The sequence below is a fragment of the Shewanella litoralis genome, assembly GCF_009828585.1.
Classification (GTDB): Bacteria; Pseudomonadota; Gammaproteobacteria; order Enterobacterales; family Shewanellaceae; genus Shewanella; species Shewanella litoralis.
Genome location: NZ_WSRZ01000017.1, coordinates 74448 through 92805, shown reverse-complemented (window position 1 = coordinate 92805; position 18358 = coordinate 74448). Strand labels below are relative to the sequence as shown.

Below are 18358 nucleotides of genomic sequence, written 5' to 3'. Positions count from 1 at the left end.
GAGGTGAAACCTCAGGTAATCTGCTTGTTCTTAATACGCATAAATGGATATTTGAGCTAACTTGAGTGAGTCTAGCGAGCGAACGTCCCAATAGATTATTTGGAACCCCTGTCTAGATGACACAAAAGATAAATTCACATCCTGAACCCAACTCACTAGAGAGTCGGCCACGTCCAAAAACGGTTAACCACCGTAATGCGACGACCACGCCAGAGATGCGTCAATTTATCCAACAATCCGATTATAGCGTCAGTCAACTCTCTAAAATTCTTAATATCAGCGAAGCCACCGTGCGTAAATGGCGCAAACGTGACTCAATCGATAACACCCCAAATACCCCACATAAACTCAATACCACGTTGTCACCTATGGAAGAGTACGTGATGTTAGGGCTGCGTTATCAACTCAAAATGCCATTAGACAGATTATTAACCGTCACGCAAAAATTTATTAATCCTAATGTGTCTCGCTCAGGCCTTGCTCGCTGTTTAAAGCGTTATGGCGTGTCAAAGCTCGATGAATTTGACAGCCCATCGGTACCCGAAAAATTCTTCAATCAGCTACCTGTTACTCAAGGTGCTGATATTCAAACGTATACCGTAAACCCGCAGACTTTAGCTGACACCTTGGCACTACCAAGTCCAGATCCTGACGACGTGGTCCAGGTGGTGTCCTTGAGCATCCCCCCGCAACTGACAGAGCAACAAGCTTATTCTGTTTTATTGGGGGTCGACTTTAAGTCTGACTGGGTTTACCTAGACATTTATCAAGACAGCCATACCCAGGCGAGTAATCGCTACATGGCTTATGTGCTAAAGCACGGACCGTTTCATTTACGTAAATTATTAGTACGTAACTATCACACTTTTCTTGCTCGTTTTCCTGGAGCAAGTCAATCAGCCGCAAATGCAGCTGCACCCCAACACCAGATAACTGAACCTCAGTTGTCCAACGGAGACTCATATGAGCCAATCCAGTAATATCGATAAGCGTTTAAATAAACGCTTAAAAGACATGCCCGTCGCCATTGTCGGCATGGCGAGCATCTTTGCCAATTCGCGTTACCTGAATAAGTTTTGGGATTTAATCAGCGAAAAAATCGACGCCATTGTGGATATTCCAGACAGCCATTGGAACGCAGACGATTACTACGATGCCGATAAATCTGCGCCAGATAAAAGTTACTGTAAACGTGGCGGTTTTTTACCTGAAGTTGATTTCAATCCAATGGAATTTGGCCTGCCACCTAACATCTTAGAATTAACCGACACCTCACAACTATTGTCATTAGTGGTTGCCAAAGAAGTGTTAGCCGACGCCGGTGTCGATGCGCAATATGATACCGACCGTATTGGTATTACGCTGGGCGTGGGCGGCGGCCAAAAAATCAATCACAGCTTAAGTGGTCGCTTACAATATCCTGTACTTAAAAAAGTATTCAAAAACAGTGGTATTAGTGACGCAGATAGCGAAATGTTGATTAAGAAGTTTCAAGACCAATATATTCACTGGGAAGAAAACTCGTTCCCAGGGTCGCTCGGTAACGTGATTGCCGGTCGTATTGCGAACCGTTTTGACTTAGGTGGCATGAACTGCGTGGTCGATGCGGCTTGTGCTGGCTCGTTAGCGGCCATGCGCATGGCCATTACCGAACTAGTTGAAGGTCGCAGTGACATGATGATCACCGGCGGCGTGTGTACCGACAACTCACCGTCGATGTACATGAGCTTCTCAAAAACCCCAGCATTTACCACCAATGAAACGATTCAACCCTTTGATATCGATTCAAAAGGCATGATGATTGGTGAAGGTATTGGCATGGTGGCAATCAAGCGCCTTGAAGATGCTGAGCGTGATGGCGACAAAATTTATGCAGTAATTAAAGGCATTGGTGCCTCATCTGACGGTAAGTTTAAGAGTATTTATGCGCCCCGCCCTGAAGGTCAAGCTAAAGCACTTAAACGCGCTTATGATGATGCCGGTTTTGCGCCGCATACTGTGGGACTCATTGAAGCCCACGGTACAGGTACCGCTGCAGGTGATGTCGCCGAGTTTAACGGCTTAAAATCGGTATTTGCTGAAGACAATGATACCTTCCAGCACATCGCCCTGGGCTCAGTTAAATCACAAGTCGGTCACACCAAATCAACCGCTGGGACGGCTGGCTTAATTAAAGCGGCATTAGCATTGCACCATAAGGTATTGCCACCAACGATTAACGTGAGTGAGCCACATCCTAAACTGGGTATTACTGACTCACCGTTTTATCTCAATACCGAAACGCGCCCATGGTTGCCTCGTGCAGACGATACGCCGCGTCGTGCGGGAATTAGTTCGTTTGGTTTTGGCGGCACTAACTTCCACATTGTATTGGAAGAGTATCGTCAAGATCACGCCCGTAATGACAAATATCGTCAACGCGCGGTACCACAAAGCTTGTTAATCAGTGCTGATAACAAAGCAGGCCTGCAAAGTAAATTGGCCGAGCTACAAGCTGAAATAGCCACAATCGATACAAGCAAAGCCAATAGTCAGGAGCTGGCATTAACCGAGCTAGCCCAGCGCTTTGCCATCACTGACATTGCGCCAACGGCTGCACGTTTAGGCCTGGTTGTGACGTCAATTGCTGACTTAACAGTGCAGCTCACTCAAGCCCTAGCGCAGTTAACCAACAATGATGCCGATAACTGGCAATTGCCGTCTGGCACAAGCTATCGTAGCGCCAGTTTAGTGCACAAAGGTGCTAAGCCAAAAGTGGCGGCACTGTTCGCGGGTCAAGGCGCACAATACGTTAACATGGCTACCGAGCTTGCGTGTTTCTACCCTGAAATGCGTCAACAATTAATGCAAGCAGACAAAGTATTTGCCAAGCACAAGCAAACACCATTGTCGCAAATTATGTACCCTATTCCGGCGTTTTCGGCCGATGGTATTGCTGCGCAACAAGCAGCCTTAACCAACACCGCCTATGCTCAAAGCGCCATTGGTGCGGTCAGCATGGGTCAATACGCACTGTTCACTCAAGCCGGTTTTAGCCCTGATATGGTTGCAGGCCACAGTTTTGGTGAACTGTCGGCCTTATGTGCAGCAGGGGTTATCAGCCAGGATGATTATTATCAATTAGCCTTTGCTCGTGGCCAGGCAATGGCTGCCACACCAGCCGATCAAGACCCAGGCGCCATGTACGCTATCATTGTGCCGCCACAAGCAGCAGAACAAGGAGTAAGCCAATTAGAAAACTGCATCAGTGCTTTTGATGGAGTAAAAGTTGCTAACTACAATGCGCCAACGCAATTAGTGATTGCGGGCCCTACAGACGCTTGTGCTGATGCAGCAAAAGCCATTACTGCAGAGTTAGGCTTTAAAGCGATTGCATTGCCAGTATCAGGTGCGTTCCACACGCCATTAGTCGCCCACGCGCAAAAGCCATTTGCTAAAGCCATTAGCAAGGTTAAGTTTGCTAAGCCTAAAGTGGCGTTATATGCCAATGGCACAGGCCAACGTCACCCAAGCGATGGCAAAGCGATTCAAGCTGCCTTTAGCGAACATATGTTGCAATCGGTACGTTTTAGTGAGCAACTCGTTGCCATGTACGATGCCGGTGCACGTGTATTTGTTGAATTTGGACCTAAAAACATTTTACAAAAACTGGTTGAAGCGATATTAGGCAACAAGTCAGAAGCGGTCACGGTTATCAGCCTGAACCCTAATCCTAAAGGCAGCAGCGATACCCAGCTACGTCTAGCGGCAACGCAATTAGCGGTATTGGGTGTGGCATTAATTGAGGTTGACCCTTATCAAGCGCCGTTGGCTGAACTTGCAAAAGTGTCTCCAATGAACGTTAAGCTCACCGCAAGTAACTACATCAGCCCAAGCACACAAGCTAAAATGCAAAAATCATTGCAAAGCGGCGAAGTCACCAGCAAGACAGTGGAAGTGCCTGTCGAGAAGATCGTGGAAAAAATAGTGGAAAAACAAGTGATCAAAACCGAATACGTTGAAGTGGCTAGTGCACCTACTGCATCAGCTCAAGCGCCTATCGCACAAGCGCCTCTTACACAAGCAACGGCGCAGCCAGCACACGCTAGCCAAATAACAGCTCAAGCACCTGTACACGCCAATGCCGCTGTTAGTCACGACAGCTTAAGTGCATTCTTTGCCGCTCAACAACAAACGGCAACATTACATCAGCAGTTTTTAGCTATTCCTCAGCAGTATGGCGATACCTTTAATCATTTGATGACGGCACAAGCACAAATGGCCTCATCAGGGGTTGCTATCCCAGAAAGCTTGCAACGCTCAATGGAACTATTCCACCAGCATCAAGCGCAAACACTGCAAAGCCACACACAATTTTTAACCTTACAAGCACAAACTAGCCAGGCTGCATTGGCCATGCTACAAGGTCAAGTACCAAATGCTTCAGTGGGCACGTTTGCCAATACCGCAACAGCACCACAAATGGTTGCAACGCCTGTAGCTGCCCCGCAAACACCTGTGATGACACAAGCCGCTGCGCCAGCACCTGTTGCAGCCGCGGCCACTACAGTAGCGCCAGCAGTATCAGCGTCTATCGCTCAAGTGGCTCAACCAACAACATCTATGCCAGCAACGGCATCTGTTGCAAGTGCATCTACAGCATTGTCAGCAGATACAGTTCAACAGACTATGATGGCTGTGGTAGCCGACAAAACTGGCTACCCAACTGAAATGCTTGAACTTGGCATGGATATGGAAGCCGATTTAGGTATCGACTCCATCAAGCGTGTTGAAATTTTAGGTACCGTACAAGATGAGTTACCAGGCTTGCCAGAGCTCAGCCCTGAAGATTTAGCAGAGTGTCGCACCCTAGGTGAGATTGTGAATTACATGCAATCAAAATTATCAGCCTCGCCAGCCTCTAAATCAACGCCACTGGTTAGCGCACCCGCTACGCAAGTATCAGCAGCACCTACGTCAGGATTAAGTGCAGATACTGTACTAAGCACTATGTTAACTGTGGTTGCTGATAAAACCGGTTACCCAACTGAAATGCTTGAACTTGGCATGGACATGGAAGCCGATTTAGGGATTGACTCCATCAAGCGCGTCGAGATTTTAGGCACAGTACAAGATGAGCTACCAGGCTTGCCAGAACTCAACCCTGAAGACTTAGCAGAGTGTCGCACCTTAGGCGAGATTGTTGATTATATGCAATCTAAGCTGTCAGCCGCTCCTGCTATATCTACAACTACGGCTAGCGTGCCCGCAGCACAAGTATCGTCATCAACGTCAGGTTTAAGTGCAGAGACGGTTCTTAGCACCATGTTAAGTGTGGTTGCCGATAAAACCGGTTACCCAACTGAAATGCTTGAACTTGGCATGGACATGGAAGCCGATTTAGGCATCGACTCAATCAAGCGCGTCGAGATTTTAGGCACAGTGCAAGATGAGCTACCAGGTTTGCCAGAACTCAACCCTGAAGACTTAGCAGAGTGCCGCACCTTAGGCGAGATTGTTGACTATATGCAATCTAAGCTAGCGCCAGAGGCTGCACAAGTTCAAGTGCAAACGGTGCCAACATCTCCTGTTCAAGCATCAGCGCCAGCATCAAGCTTAAGTGCAGAAACCGTACTCACCACCATGATGTCAGTGGTTGCCGATAAAACCGGTTATCCAGCAGAAATGCTTGAACTGACCATGGACATGGAAGCCGATTTAGGTATCGATTCAATCAAGCGCGTCGAGATTTTAGGCACAGTGCAAGATGAGCTACCAGGCTTACCAGAACTTAATCCAGAAGATTTAGCCGAGTGCCGCACCCTAGGCGAGATTGTTGACTATATGCAATCTAAATTATCAGCTTCGCCAATCGCATCAACGGCTCAAACATTAGCGCCAACATCAGGCTTAAGCGCGGAAACCGTGTTAACCACCATGATGTCAGTGGTTGCAGATAAAACCGGTTATCCAGCAGAAATGCTCGAGTTGACCATGGACATGGAAGCTGATTTGGGTATCGACTCAATCAAGCGTGTAGAGATTTTAGGTACCGTACAGGATGAGTTAGCCGATTTACCTGAGCTGAACCCAGAAGACTTAGCCGAATGTCGTACATTGGGCGAAATCGTCAGCTACATGCAAGCAACCCTAGGTGCGCTAAATTCAACCGCAGCAGCCACAGCAGAGCAAAGCATAACAGCTAAGCCAACACTTGATAGCTCTGACTTACCGCCACACAGCGGGGTAGCGCTAAAAAAGTTGCCAGCGGCGGATAAACTCGATGCATGTTATTCAACAAACAGCTGCATTGTCATCACAGATGACGGTCATAATGCCGGTGTACTTGCTGAAAAGCTTCATGCCAAAGGATTAACCGTCGCCGTTATTCGTAACCCAGAAAGCATCAGCACAGCTCACTCGCCTTTAAGCAGCGACATCAGCAGCTATGCCTTAACCAGCATTGATGATGCAGCCATTGCCAAGGTGTTAAGTGAAATTAGCGCTAAACACCCTATTGCGGGTTTTGTGCACTTACAACCGCAGTTTAACGCTGACAGCAAAAACCTGGTCAGTTGCAATGAGGCAGCAAAAGCCGCTGTTGATAACGCCTTTTTATGGGCAAAACATCTGCATGCTGAATTTGCAAAAACACTGCAATCACGCTTGAGTTACTTTACCGTAAGCCGTATCGATGGTGGCTTTGGTTATCTTGATAGCGCAGCACTCAGTAAAGCAGAGCTTAATCAGGCAGCACTGTCTGGGCTCACCAAAACCTTAAGCCATGAATGGCCAAATGTGTTCTGCCGCGCGCTTGATATCGCCAATGATATTGATGCCAAAACGTTTGCCAATGCCATTATTGCTGAACTGTTTGATGTTAATGGTGCAGCGCCAAGTGCTAAACGCATTACCGAAGTCGGCATTAGCCAACAAGGTCGCGTGACGTTAACCGCAGCGAGCCAACCCAACACCAGTGCAAGCTATCCTGCTGCCCAACTGACACAGCAAGACAATGTGTTAGTGACTGGCGGCGCTAAGGGTGTGACCTTTGAATGTGCGTTAACACTGGCCAAACAGTGCCGATCGCATTTTGTATTAGCCGGTCGTAGTCAACACCTAGGCAATGACATGCCAGCCTGGGCTCAAGGTAAACAAGCCTCTGAGCTTAAAGCCGCCGCCATTGGTTACATTCAATCGCAAGGCGCTAAACCCACACCAAAGCAAATTGATGCGTTAGTGTGGCCAGTGCAAAGTAGCTTAGAGATTGACCGTGCCCTCGCCGCCTTTACTAAGGTAGGCGCCAGCGCGCAATATGTTGCTATGGATGTCAGCAATGCTAAAGGCGTTATCGACGCACTGGCAGAGTTAACCGATGCTAACGATAAAAAGTTAGTCATCAATGGTGTCATCCATGGTGCTGGCGTATTAGCGGATAAGCACATTCAAGACAAAACATTAGATGAACTGAACCGCGTATACAGCACCAAGGTGACTGGTGTGGCAAGCATTATTAATGCGCTTGAACCACAACAAATCAAATTGGTTGCCATGTTCTCGTCGGCGGCAGGGTTTTATGGCAACACAGGTCAAAGCGACTATGCGATGTCGAATGAAATCCTTAATAAAACCGCATTAAAATTGGCCGCACAATTGCCACAAGCCAAAGTCATGAGCTTTAACTGGGGCCCATGGGACGGCGGAATGGTGAGTTCAGCGCTGAAAAAAATGTTCGTCGAACGTGGCGTATACGTCATCCCGCTTGAAGCTGGAGCCAATTTATTTGCTCATAGCTTACTCAGCACGCAAGGCGTGCAAATGTTAATTGGTTCAGACATGCAAGGCTCAGCCTCACAGGATGCAACTGCAAAAAAGCCTAATGCGAACACTTTGCCACACGCAGAGGGTTCGCTGACGTTTTCTGCGCCATATTGGGCTGCTGATACCCAAACCATTACGATGACACGGGTGCTGCAACCCAATGAGCTTGCATTTGTAAACGATCACCGCATTGCCGGCAACCCAGTGTTGCCGACGGTGTGTGCTATCCAGTGGATGCGCGAAACTGCACAAACCTTATGCCATGTTCCTTTGAGTATTGCTGACTATAAATTGCTTAAAGGGGTTATTTTTGATACCGATCAGGCACATTTACTGCAGCTGCAACTCACACACACTGACACAGGCTTAAGTGCATTGATTTCGAGCTGTGTGTTAGACGAGCCTGACAGCACAATGAAGCCGCAATATCAGGCAACATTAGTTGTCAATGACGCGCTAACGCCCACCGCGGTTGCTCAGTCATCGTTACCTGCAACCGTGCTGCAAAAGCTAGCACAGATGCCCGCAATACATGCTGGCAACACCTTGTATCAAAACGGCACCTTGTTCCATGGGCCGCGTTTGCAGGGTATTAAGCAAGTGTTGAGCTTTGATGATGCCGAGCTGGTGTGTCAGGTTAAGTTACCGCCAATTGACCCTGCCGACTGCCCAGGCTTTACACCGTCGGCAGTATCCGGTGGTAGTCAGATATTTGCCGAAGATTTGCTGTTACAGGCCATGTTGGTTTGGGCAAGACTCAAATACGATGCTGCCAGTTTGCCATCATCAATGGGGCAATTTATCACGGTAGCACCTTTTTCCAGTGGCGATCAGGGTTACATCCAGCTTGAGGTGGTAAAACACAGCGGCAGAATGTTACTGGCCAATGTGAGTTTGTATCATCAAGATGGACGTTTAAGCTGTCAAATGCGTGATGCTAAAATCACCATTAGCAAAACACTGAATCAGGCCTTTATCAATCAACATGAGAATCAGCCTGCGAATCAGCACAGCAAGGATACCGTGTGACCTTTTCAGTAAACGCGATGTCCGCCGTTCAGCAAGCAGCGTTAACCGAAAAGTTAACCGCTGATCTCAAACAACAACAAGCCAAGCCAATGCGCCTGGCCTTGTTGTTGGCTGCGCCTGATGCCAACAGTGTAAGCAAGTTATCCACAAAGCATCAGCCGATAGATTCTCAGCCGTTAGAAGCCCTGTTGTTAGACGCGGCAGGTCTGCTTGGCAATCATAGCTACGATATTGTAAGTATTAACGATAAACTGTGGATTATGCCGGCAATCACTGCGGCTAAAAATGGCTTACATGCTCATGCCTATTTAAACGGAATAGGGTGTGGTGATAACACCGAGCAAGCAATGGTTCAAGCACTCGCTCATGCCAAAAGACAACATACTCAACCTCAAGCGGTAGAGTTAACTCAGGCTAATAATGCACTCAATGCATTGGTCGCGCTTATCGAAGACATTGCCTATCGACGTGTGCCCAACAGCCAAGATTTTTGGTTTACACCAGCACACCAAAGCCGTGTGGCAAGCTTGTGTTACCCAAGTAACATCGGTGTGCTCGCACTCGTGCTCACTCAGGGCAGTCAATTGCTGAGTGCTAAACCATTATTAGCAGCGAACCGATTAATGCTGCCATTATCAGCACACAATATTACCCAGTTACGCACACAGTTAGCCGCCGTTAGCAACGCACTCAGCGAGCCATGCGATGAGCTAGAGCTAGGCCTGCTTAAATTTATCCACCAACAATGGCAACAATACCAATCGCAAGCGCCTTATGCCTTGGTGTTAATGGCGACGAGTCAAAGCGGTTTACAGCTAGAAGCATGCGCCATGCTCGCGGCACTTGATACTCAACTAACACAACAAACTCAGCACAGCACAACGCTTAACAACACAAGATTACACTACAAAACGCCTGCAGGTAGTTGCTTTACCGCGTCACCATTAGGTGCCAACGGGCTGAGTTTTGTCTACCCAGGTGTCGGCACGGTTTACCCGCAGATGTTTAGCCAGCTCGGTCATGTTTTTCCTAAGCTATTTGCTAAGTTAGAAGCGCAAGGCGACTTGCCAGCCATGCTGCAAACTCAAGCGATTTATGCCACTGCAGAGAAAAACAACAACCACATGAGCCTCAGTGAGCTTGCCATTGCGGGTGTGGGAGCAAGTTACATGCTTAGCAAAATATTGCAGGATGAATTTGAGATAACACCGGCCTTCGCTTTAGGCTATTCCATGGGCGAAGCCGCCATGTGGGCCAGTTTAGGTGTATGGCAAGCCCCGCACCAGTTAATCGATTCAACCCAAAATAGCAGTATTTTTAATCAAGATATTTCAGGTGAGCTTCGCTGTGTGAGACAAGCCTGGCAATTAGCAAATGATGAGCCGATAGTGTGGAACAGTTTTGTGACCCGCGCGACCGTTGCAGACCTTAGCCCGCACTTAGCTGATTACCCACGGGCGTACATTGCTATTATTCAGGGCGACAGCTTAGTGTTAGCCGGCTGCGAGCAGAGCTGTAAAGCATTACTCAAACAAGCGGGTAAACGTGGTATTGCCGCCAATAGAGTCACGGCAATGCATACCCCTGCGGCACTCAATATTGTTGACGATGTAAAGCAGTTTTACTTGCAGCCATTAGCTGCAACGCTGCCGACATCGACTCAGTTTTTATCGGCAGCGCAAAAACAGCCAGTTGAATTAACATCACACGCCATTGCTCAGTCAATTGCCGACACATTTTGTCATCCACTGGACTTTAGCCAGCTTATCAGTGACTCAATTAGCCAGGGCTGTCGTTTATTTGTTGAAGTCGGCGCCGACAGACAAACCGCCACTTTAATCGATAAAATTATTGGCCAACAAACAACTGATACGCAAGCTCAAGCATTGGCCGTCAATGCCAAAGGCGCTGACGACATCAACAGTTTATTGAAATGTTTAGCCCAGTTAATGACTCACAGAGTACCCATGTCATTAACCCCGTTTATGCAAAGCTTAAACGAAGCCATCGAACAACAAACCTTATTCATTGCCGCCAACAGCCTTGCTGTTGAACATGGTGACACTTTATTAGAAGGAGAGCCTCATTGAGTTCTCAAGCTGCTCCCAAGATAGCCATTGTAGGCTTAGCCAATCAATATCCCGATGCCGACACTCCGGCAAAATTTTGGCAAAACCTCATCAACAAAAAAGATTCGCGTAGCCAAATAAATGCGCAAAAACTCAATGCATCGCCTAGCGATTACATCGGTGTGCAGGGTCAGTCAGACCGTTTTTATTGCGACAAAGGCGGTTACATTCAGGATTTCAGTTTTAATTCTGATGGTTATCATATTGATAGCAACGCGTTTGACGGCCTAGACGACAGCTTTTTATGGGCCACAGATACGGCACGTAATGCGTTAGTCGATGCAGGGATTAGCGATCTTAATCATCCTAGCTTACAGCGTACCGGTATTGTGATGGGCGCCCTGTCGTTCCCCACAGCTAAGTCAAACCAGTTATTTGTACCGCTGTATCACAGCGTGGTCGAAAAAGCCTTACAAACCAAATTACAACAACCTAATTTTGTATTGCAAGATTTTGGTTTAACCGCACAAACCGAGCAACATAATTGGCGCAATGGCGCGGTGGCTCACAATGCCTCAAAGCTAGTAGCAGATGCCTTAGGGCTGGGCGGCGCGCAATTAAGCCTAGATGCTGCCTGTGCTAGCTCTGTTTATGCATTAAAGCTTGCCTGTGATTATTTGCATACAGGCAAAGCCGACATGATGCTGGCTGGCGCGGTATCGGGCGCTGACCCCTTTTTTATCAACATGGGCTTTTCGATTTTTCATGCCTATCCAGACCACGGCATTTCAGCGCCGTTTGACAGCAACAGCAAAGGCTTGTTTGCCGGTGAAGGTGCTGGCGTCTTAGTGCTAAAACGTCTTGAAGATGCCCAGCGTGATGGCGACCATATTTATGCCCTCGTCAGCGGCATTGGTTTATCAAACGACGGTAAAGGCCAGTTTGTGCTTAGCCCAAACAGTAAAGGCCAAGTGCAAGCATTCGAACGAGCATATCGTGAAGCCGCCTCATTAGACTCAAGCATTACCCCTGCCAGCATTGAAGTGATTGAATGCCATGCCACGGGGACGCCATTAGGCGACAAAGTTGAGTTAACCTCAATGGAGCGCTTTTTTGAAGACAAACTCAATGGCAGTGCCACGCCACTGATTGGCTCAGCTAAATCTAATTTGGGCCACTTACTCACCGCAGCAGGCATGCCAGGCATCATGAAAATGATTTTTGCCATGCGTGAAGGTGTGTTACCACCGAGTATTAATATCAGCGCACCTATCGCCTCTCCTAATGGCTTATTTGGTCAGGCGACCTTGCCCAATGAAGTGCTACCTTGGCCAGTTAAAGCCGGCAATAACGCCCGTCATGCTGGCGTGTCAGTCTTTGGTTTTGGTGGGTGTAATGCTCACCTGTTATTAGAGTCGTACTCCGAAACAACGGCAACATCGCAACAACCGACTCAGGTGATCAACGCCAGCGAAAAACCGATGCACATTACTGGGATGGCAGCCCATTTTGGTCAATGCAGTAGCATCAACCAACTGGCAGAACGTATTCGCGCCAAACAGAATCTATTTACCCCATTGCCCACTCTGCGCTGGAAAGGCATTAACAAACATCCAGAATTGTTGGCCAAATACGGTATTGAGCAGGCGCCTCATGGCGCTTACATTGATCAGTTCGACTTTGACTTTTTACGCTTTAAAGTGCCGCCGAATGAAGACGACCGATTAATATCGCAGCAGTTGTTACTGATCAAAGTCGCCGACGAAGCCATTGTGAATGCCAACCTTAAACCCGGCAGCAAAGTGGCCGTATTAGTGGCCATGGAAACCGAGCTAGAATTACATCAATTCCGTGGCCGAGTAAACTTGCACAGCCAGCTTGCGCAAAGCCTGGCCGCTCAAGGTGTTAAGCTCAGTGACGATGAATACCAGGCCCTTGAAGCCATCGCTATGGACAGCGTGCTCGATGCCGCCAAATTAAACCAGTACACCAGTTTTATTGGCAATATTATGGCGTCGCGGATTTCATCGCTATGGGACTTCAACGGCCCCGCCTTTACGATTTCGGCTGCTGAACAATCGGTTAATCGCTGCATTGATGTGGCGCAAAACTTATTTGCCATGGGCTCGTTACAAGAACCGCTCGATGCGGTGATTATTGCTGCGGTTGATTTATCTGGCAGTATTGAAAACTGCTTACTCAACAATGCACATCTGCAAGCAGCAGGAATGCAGACAAGCACAATCCACTTAGGTGAAGGTGCTGGAGCTATTGTATTACAGCAAGATCATCCAACCGATAGCTTTGCTAGCATTGATACCGTGCAGTTTGCCAAGCAAGAGCAGCTCAAACTCGAGCAAACCTGCGATATTAACGAACTCAATATTGCCCCGCTTTGCCAACCGTCCGATTTTGGCCTGCAGTTAACGAGTCAGTTAACTCAAATGGCTAAGCCAAATAGCATTACAAGTGCCCAGCATGTGTTAGGCCATACCTTTGCCGCCTCTGGCATGGCAAGCTTGCTTAATGCACTGATCCAAAGTCAGCAATTGCAACAAGCGGACGTTAATGCACAGGTGATAAGCGCCAGTGAAAACCAATACTCACGCATTGGTTTATCGCTCAATCAACTTCAGCAGCAGGCGCTTGCAAGTCGCTTAAGTCAGCCACTTACAGAACAGCTAACCAAAAGTGCCAAGTTGAGTTTAATTAAACAAGTCAGTTTAGGTGGCCGCGATATTTATCAACATATCGTCGACAGCCCAGTTGCTGCTATCGATAACATTGTTAGCCAATGCGCATCGATTAAACCCGTTTCAGTGGAACAAGCCCCAACAAAAATGAATATAAACGAGCCCACTATGCCTGCAAGCCATTCAGCACAGATTCCAGATACACAGCCGCAAACAGCACATCACACTAATCCAACTCAAGGGATTAGCTCGGCAATACCACCTTCACACTTAACCGCTTTTCAGCAAAATCAATGGCTAGCACAACAAGCCCACTTAGCGTTTTTAGCCAGTCGTGAGGCAGGGTTAAAAGTTGCCGACAGCTTGTTAAAATCACAACTGGCTTCGATGACGTCTGCCGCAACAGCGCAAACAATAGCACCAACGATAACAACCAATGCGCAAACTCAGCATTACGTTGAAGCTCAACCGGTACTTGCAGAGCGTAAACCTAATCATGCGCAGGTTCCGGCCTACACAGCCCCCATTCCGGCAGATAAACCGTGCATTTGGAACTACGCCGATTTAGTGGAATATGCCGAAGGTGATATCGGCAAAGTATTTGGCCCAGATTATGCCATCATCGACAGCTATTCACGCCGTGTGCGCTTACCCACTACCGACTACTTATTGGTATCTCGCGTAACCAAACTTGATGCCAGCATGAATCAATACAAACCTTGCTCAATGACCACAGAGTACGACATCCCAGTTGATGCGCCGTATCTGGTTGACGGGCAAATTCCCTGGGCAGTCGCGGTTGAGTCAGGCCAGTGCGATTTAATGTTAATTAGCTACTTAGGCATCGATTTTGAAAACAAAGGCGAGCGCGTTTATCGCCTACTCGATTGCACCCTAACCTTCCTTGGTGATTTACCGCGTGGCGGCGACACCCTACGTTATGACATTAAAATCAATAACTTTGCCCGCAATGGCGACACCTTATTGTTTTTCTTCTCGTACGAATGTTTCGTTGGCGACAAGATGATTTTGAAAATGGACGGCGGATGTGCCGGCTTCTTTACCGATAAAGAATTGTCTGATGGTAAAGGCGTTATCCAAACCGAAGATGAAATTAAACTGCGTCAGCAAGTGCTTAACAACCCAAATAAACCGACATTTGCACCGTTACTACACTGCGCACAATCAGCCTTTGATTATGGCCAAATCCACCATTTATTAACCGGCGATATTGGCAGCTGCTTTGGCGGCGAACACGTTGGCCACCAGCTGCAAACTGGCATGCAAAAATCGCTGTGTTTTGCGTCTGAAAAGTTCTTAATGATTGAGCGCGTAAGCAACTTACAAGTGGGCGGCGGCACATGGGGCCTAGGGTTAGTTGAAGGCCACAAACAATTAGCGCCAGACCATTGGTATTTCCCGTGTCATTTTAAAGGCGACCAGGTGATGGCCGGCTCATTAATGGCTGAAGGCTGTGGCCAATTACTGCAATTCTTTATGTTGCATATTGGTATGCATACGTTAGTTGAAAACGGCCGTTTTCAACCGCTGGAAAATGCCTCTCAAAAAGTGCGTTGTCGCGGCCAGGTGTTACCGCAACACGGCGAGTTAACTTACCGTATGGAAGTCACCGAAATCGGTATTTCGCCACGTCCATATGCTAAAGCCAATATTGATATTTTGCTTAATGGCAAAGTAGTTGTCGATTTCCAAAACCTCGGGGTGATGATCAAAGAAGAAGCGCAATGCACCCGTTACCTTGGCGACTCAACGGCTAATACAAGTACAAAATCAACGGTGGACACAACAAATCAAACACCAACTGGCTTAAACAACTCAGCCAGCCAGAAAGATGTCGCCCCGTTAATGGCGAAAATAGCCGACACTAATGCAGCAACCAATAAAGGCGTTATCCCGCTTAAACACGTTGCAGCACCGCAAGTCAGCGCTGATTCTAAATACGCTAACCGCGTGCCCGATACTGTGCCTTTTACGCCGTATCATATGTTTGAATTTGCTACTGGTGATATCGAAAAATGCTTTGGGCCAGACTTTAACATCTATAAAGGGCTGATCCCGCCGCGTACACCTTGCGGTGATTTGCAATTAACCACCCGCGTTATCGACATTAACGGTAAGCGTGGCGAACTGAAAAAACCGTCATCGTGTATTGCTGAATATGAAGTACCAACAGATGCATGGTATTTTGCCAAAAACAGCCATCAGGCGGTAATGCCATATTCGGTGTTAATGGAAATATCATTGCAACCCAATGGCTTTATTTCTGGCTATATGGGCACAACGTTAGGCTTTCCGGGGCAAGAATTGTTTTTCCGTAACCTCGACGGTCACGGCACCTTATTGCGTCATGTCGATTTACGCGGCAAAACCATCGTTAACGATTCGCGTTTATTGTCGACCGTGATTGCAGGCAGCAATATTATTCAGAACTTTACCTTTGATTTAAGTGTCGATGGCGAACCGTTTTATACCGGCGGCGCAGTGTTTGGCTACTTTAAAGGTGATGCGCTTAAAAACCAGCTTGGCATTGATAACGGTAAAATTACCCAACCCTGGCATGTCGACAATAATGTCGCAGCCGACAGCATTATCAACTTGCTCGATAAGCAGTCACGAGTGTTTAATGCGCCTGCACATCAGCCACATTACCGCTTAGCCGGTGGTCAGCTTAACTTTATCGATACGGCAGAGATCGTCAATAACGGTGGCAAGTATAAGCAGGGCTATTTAGCAGCATCACGCACCATTGACCCAAGTGATTGGTTCTTCCAATTCCATTTCCATCAAGATCCGGTAATGCCAGGTTCATTAGGCGTTGAAGCTATCATCGAGTTAATGCAAACTTACGCGATTACTAACGATTTAGGCGCTGGCTTTACCAATCCTAAGTTCGGCCAGATTTTGTCGGATATAAAATGGAAATACCGCGGCCAAATTAATCCGCTCAATAAACAAATGTCTTTAGATGTGCACATCAGTGCAGTGAAAGACGAAAACGGTAAACGCATCATCGTGGGTGATGCCAATTTAAGTAAAGATGGTTTACGCATTTACGAAGTAAAAGACATCGCTATTTGTATTGAAGAAGCCTAGCTTTTCAAGGAAAAATATAATGACAACCCAATTAAAAAACGAAAAGCTTTCTCCATGGCCTTGGCAAGTCAGCCAGCAGCACGTCAGTTTTGACCCTGCAGGAATGAACAAAAAGCTTAAAGACTTATCGCAAGCCTGTTATGTGGTTAATGATAACCAACAAGGCCTTGGCGTCGCGCAACAAGCACAAGTGGTAACCGATGTAATTACGGCTGCCAATGAACTACCTGTCAGCGCTTTTGCCCCAGCCCTTGGCACCCAAAGTTTAGGTGACAGTAACTTTCGCCGCGTACATGGGGTTAAATACGCTTATTACGCTGGCGCAATGGCCAACGGTATTGCGTCTGAAGAACTGGTTATCGCATTAGGCCAGGCAGGTATTTTATGTTCATTTGGCGCAGCGGGACTCATTCCGTCACGCGTTGAGCAAGCTATTAAGCGCATTCAAAGCGCCCTGCCAAATGGGCCTTATGCTTTTAACTTAATCCATAGCCCAAGTGAGCCAGCACTTGAGCGTGGTAGCGTAGAGCTATTTTTAAAACACAAAGTGCGCACCGTTGAAGCCTCGGCCTTTTTGGGCTTAACGCCGCAAATTGTCTATTACCGCGCAGCAGGGTTAAGCCGTGATGCACATGGTGAAATTCAAATAGACAACAAAGTCATCGCAAAAATTAGCCGCACCGAAGTGGCGATTAAATTTATGCAGCCCGCACCGGTAAAAATGCTGCAACAACTGCTTGATGATGGCTTGATCAACTCCGAGCAAATGGAATTAGCCCAATTAGTTCCGATGGCTGATGACATAACCGCCGAAGCCGATTCTGGCGGGCACACAGACAACCGTCCATTAGTGACCTTGTTGCCAACGATTTTGGCGCTAAAAGATGAAGTCCAGGCACAATACAACTACAAAACCCCTATTCGCGTCGGCGCGGGCGGTGGCGTGGGTACGCCCGATGCCGCTCTTGCGACCTTCAATATGGGCGCGGCGTTTATTGTCACCGGGTCAATTAACCAGGCTTGCGTAGAAGCTGGCGCCAGTGAACATACTCGTAAATTATTAGCCACCACAGAAATGGCCGATGTCACCATGGCACCAGCAGCTGATATGTTCGAAATGGGCGTTAAGTTGCAAGTGGTTAAGCGCGGCACCCTTTTCCCGATGCGCGCTAACAAGTTATACGAAATTTATACTCGTTATGATTCAATAGAAGCCATTCCGGCTGATGAGCGTGAAAAGCTTGAAAAACAAGTGTTTCGCTCAAGCCTAGATGACATTTGGGCCGGCACAGTGGCGCATTTTAATGAGCGCGACCCAAAACAAATAGAGCGAGCTAAAGATAACCCTAAACGTAAAATGGCGTTAATTTTCCGCTGGTACCTTGGCTTATCAAGCCGTTGGTCAAATACTGGTGAAAGTGGCCGAGAAATGGATTATCAAATCTGGGCAGGCCCTGCACTTGGCGCATTTAACGCCTGGGCAAAAGGCAGTTATTTAGATGACTACACCCAGCGCCATGCAGTAGACTTGGCCAAACATTTAATGCACGGTGCCGCTTATTTGGCCCGAGTGAATCTATTAACGGCACAGGGTGTTAGCCTACCCGTTGCATTACAACGTTGGCGCCCGGCAGATCAAGTTAAATAGCCAGC

The 18358-nt window shown here is 47.6% G+C and carries 5 protein-coding genes; all 5 read left to right on the top strand.

All coding sequences use genetic code 11. The features are described from left to right. The first annotated feature begins 116 nt into the window (after positions 1-116). Genes GQA99_RS14185 through pfaD form a run of 5 tightly spaced genes read left to right on the top strand, consistent with a single transcriptional unit; the run spans position 117 to position 18353 of the window. Positions 117-980 (top strand): transcriptional regulator, encoded by an 864-nt coding sequence (locus tag GQA99_RS14185; protein ID WP_160054673.1) that lies wholly within the window; start codon positions 117-119, stop codon positions 978-980. Continuing rightward, positions 964-8829 (top strand): type I polyketide synthase, encoded by a 7866-nt coding sequence (locus GQA99_RS14180; RefSeq protein WP_160054671.1) that lies wholly within the window; start codon positions 964-966, stop codon positions 8827-8829. Before GQA99_RS14185 ends, GQA99_RS14180 begins: the two co-directional genes overlap by 17 nt. After that, entirely contained in the window at positions 8826-10919 is a 2094-nt protein-coding gene (locus GQA99_RS14175) for a PfaB family protein (RefSeq protein ID WP_160054669.1), read from the top strand. Before GQA99_RS14180 ends, GQA99_RS14175 begins: the two co-directional genes overlap by 4 nt. Further along, on the top strand, positions 10916-16705 hold the full coding sequence (locus tag GQA99_RS14170) for a hotdog fold thioesterase (protein WP_276615963.1): 5790 nt from the start codon (positions 10916-10918) through the stop codon (positions 16703-16705). The genes GQA99_RS14175 and GQA99_RS14170 overlap by 4 nt, the downstream gene beginning before the upstream one ends. Before the next feature lie 19 nt (positions 16706-16724). Then, complete coding sequence (gene pfaD, locus GQA99_RS14165; RefSeq protein ID WP_160054667.1) at positions 16725-18353, top strand: eicosapentaenoate synthase subunit PfaD; 1629 nt, start codon at positions 16725-16727, stop codon at positions 18351-18353. The last annotated feature ends 5 nt before the right edge of the window (positions 18354-18358 follow it).

What these genes read in the sequence shown, in the direction of transcription:
- GQA99_RS14185 (WP_160054673.1), top strand. Translation starts at nt 117, where the DNA reads ATGACACAAAAGATAAATTCACATCCTGAACCCAACTCACTAGAGAGT.
- GQA99_RS14180 (WP_160054671.1), top strand. Translation starts at nt 964, where the DNA reads ATGAGCCAATCCAGTAATATCGATAAGCGTTTAAATAAACGCTTAAAA.
- pfaD (WP_160054667.1), top strand. Translation starts at nt 16,725, where the DNA reads ATGACAACCCAATTAAAAAACGAAAAGCTTTCTCCATGGCCTTGGCAA.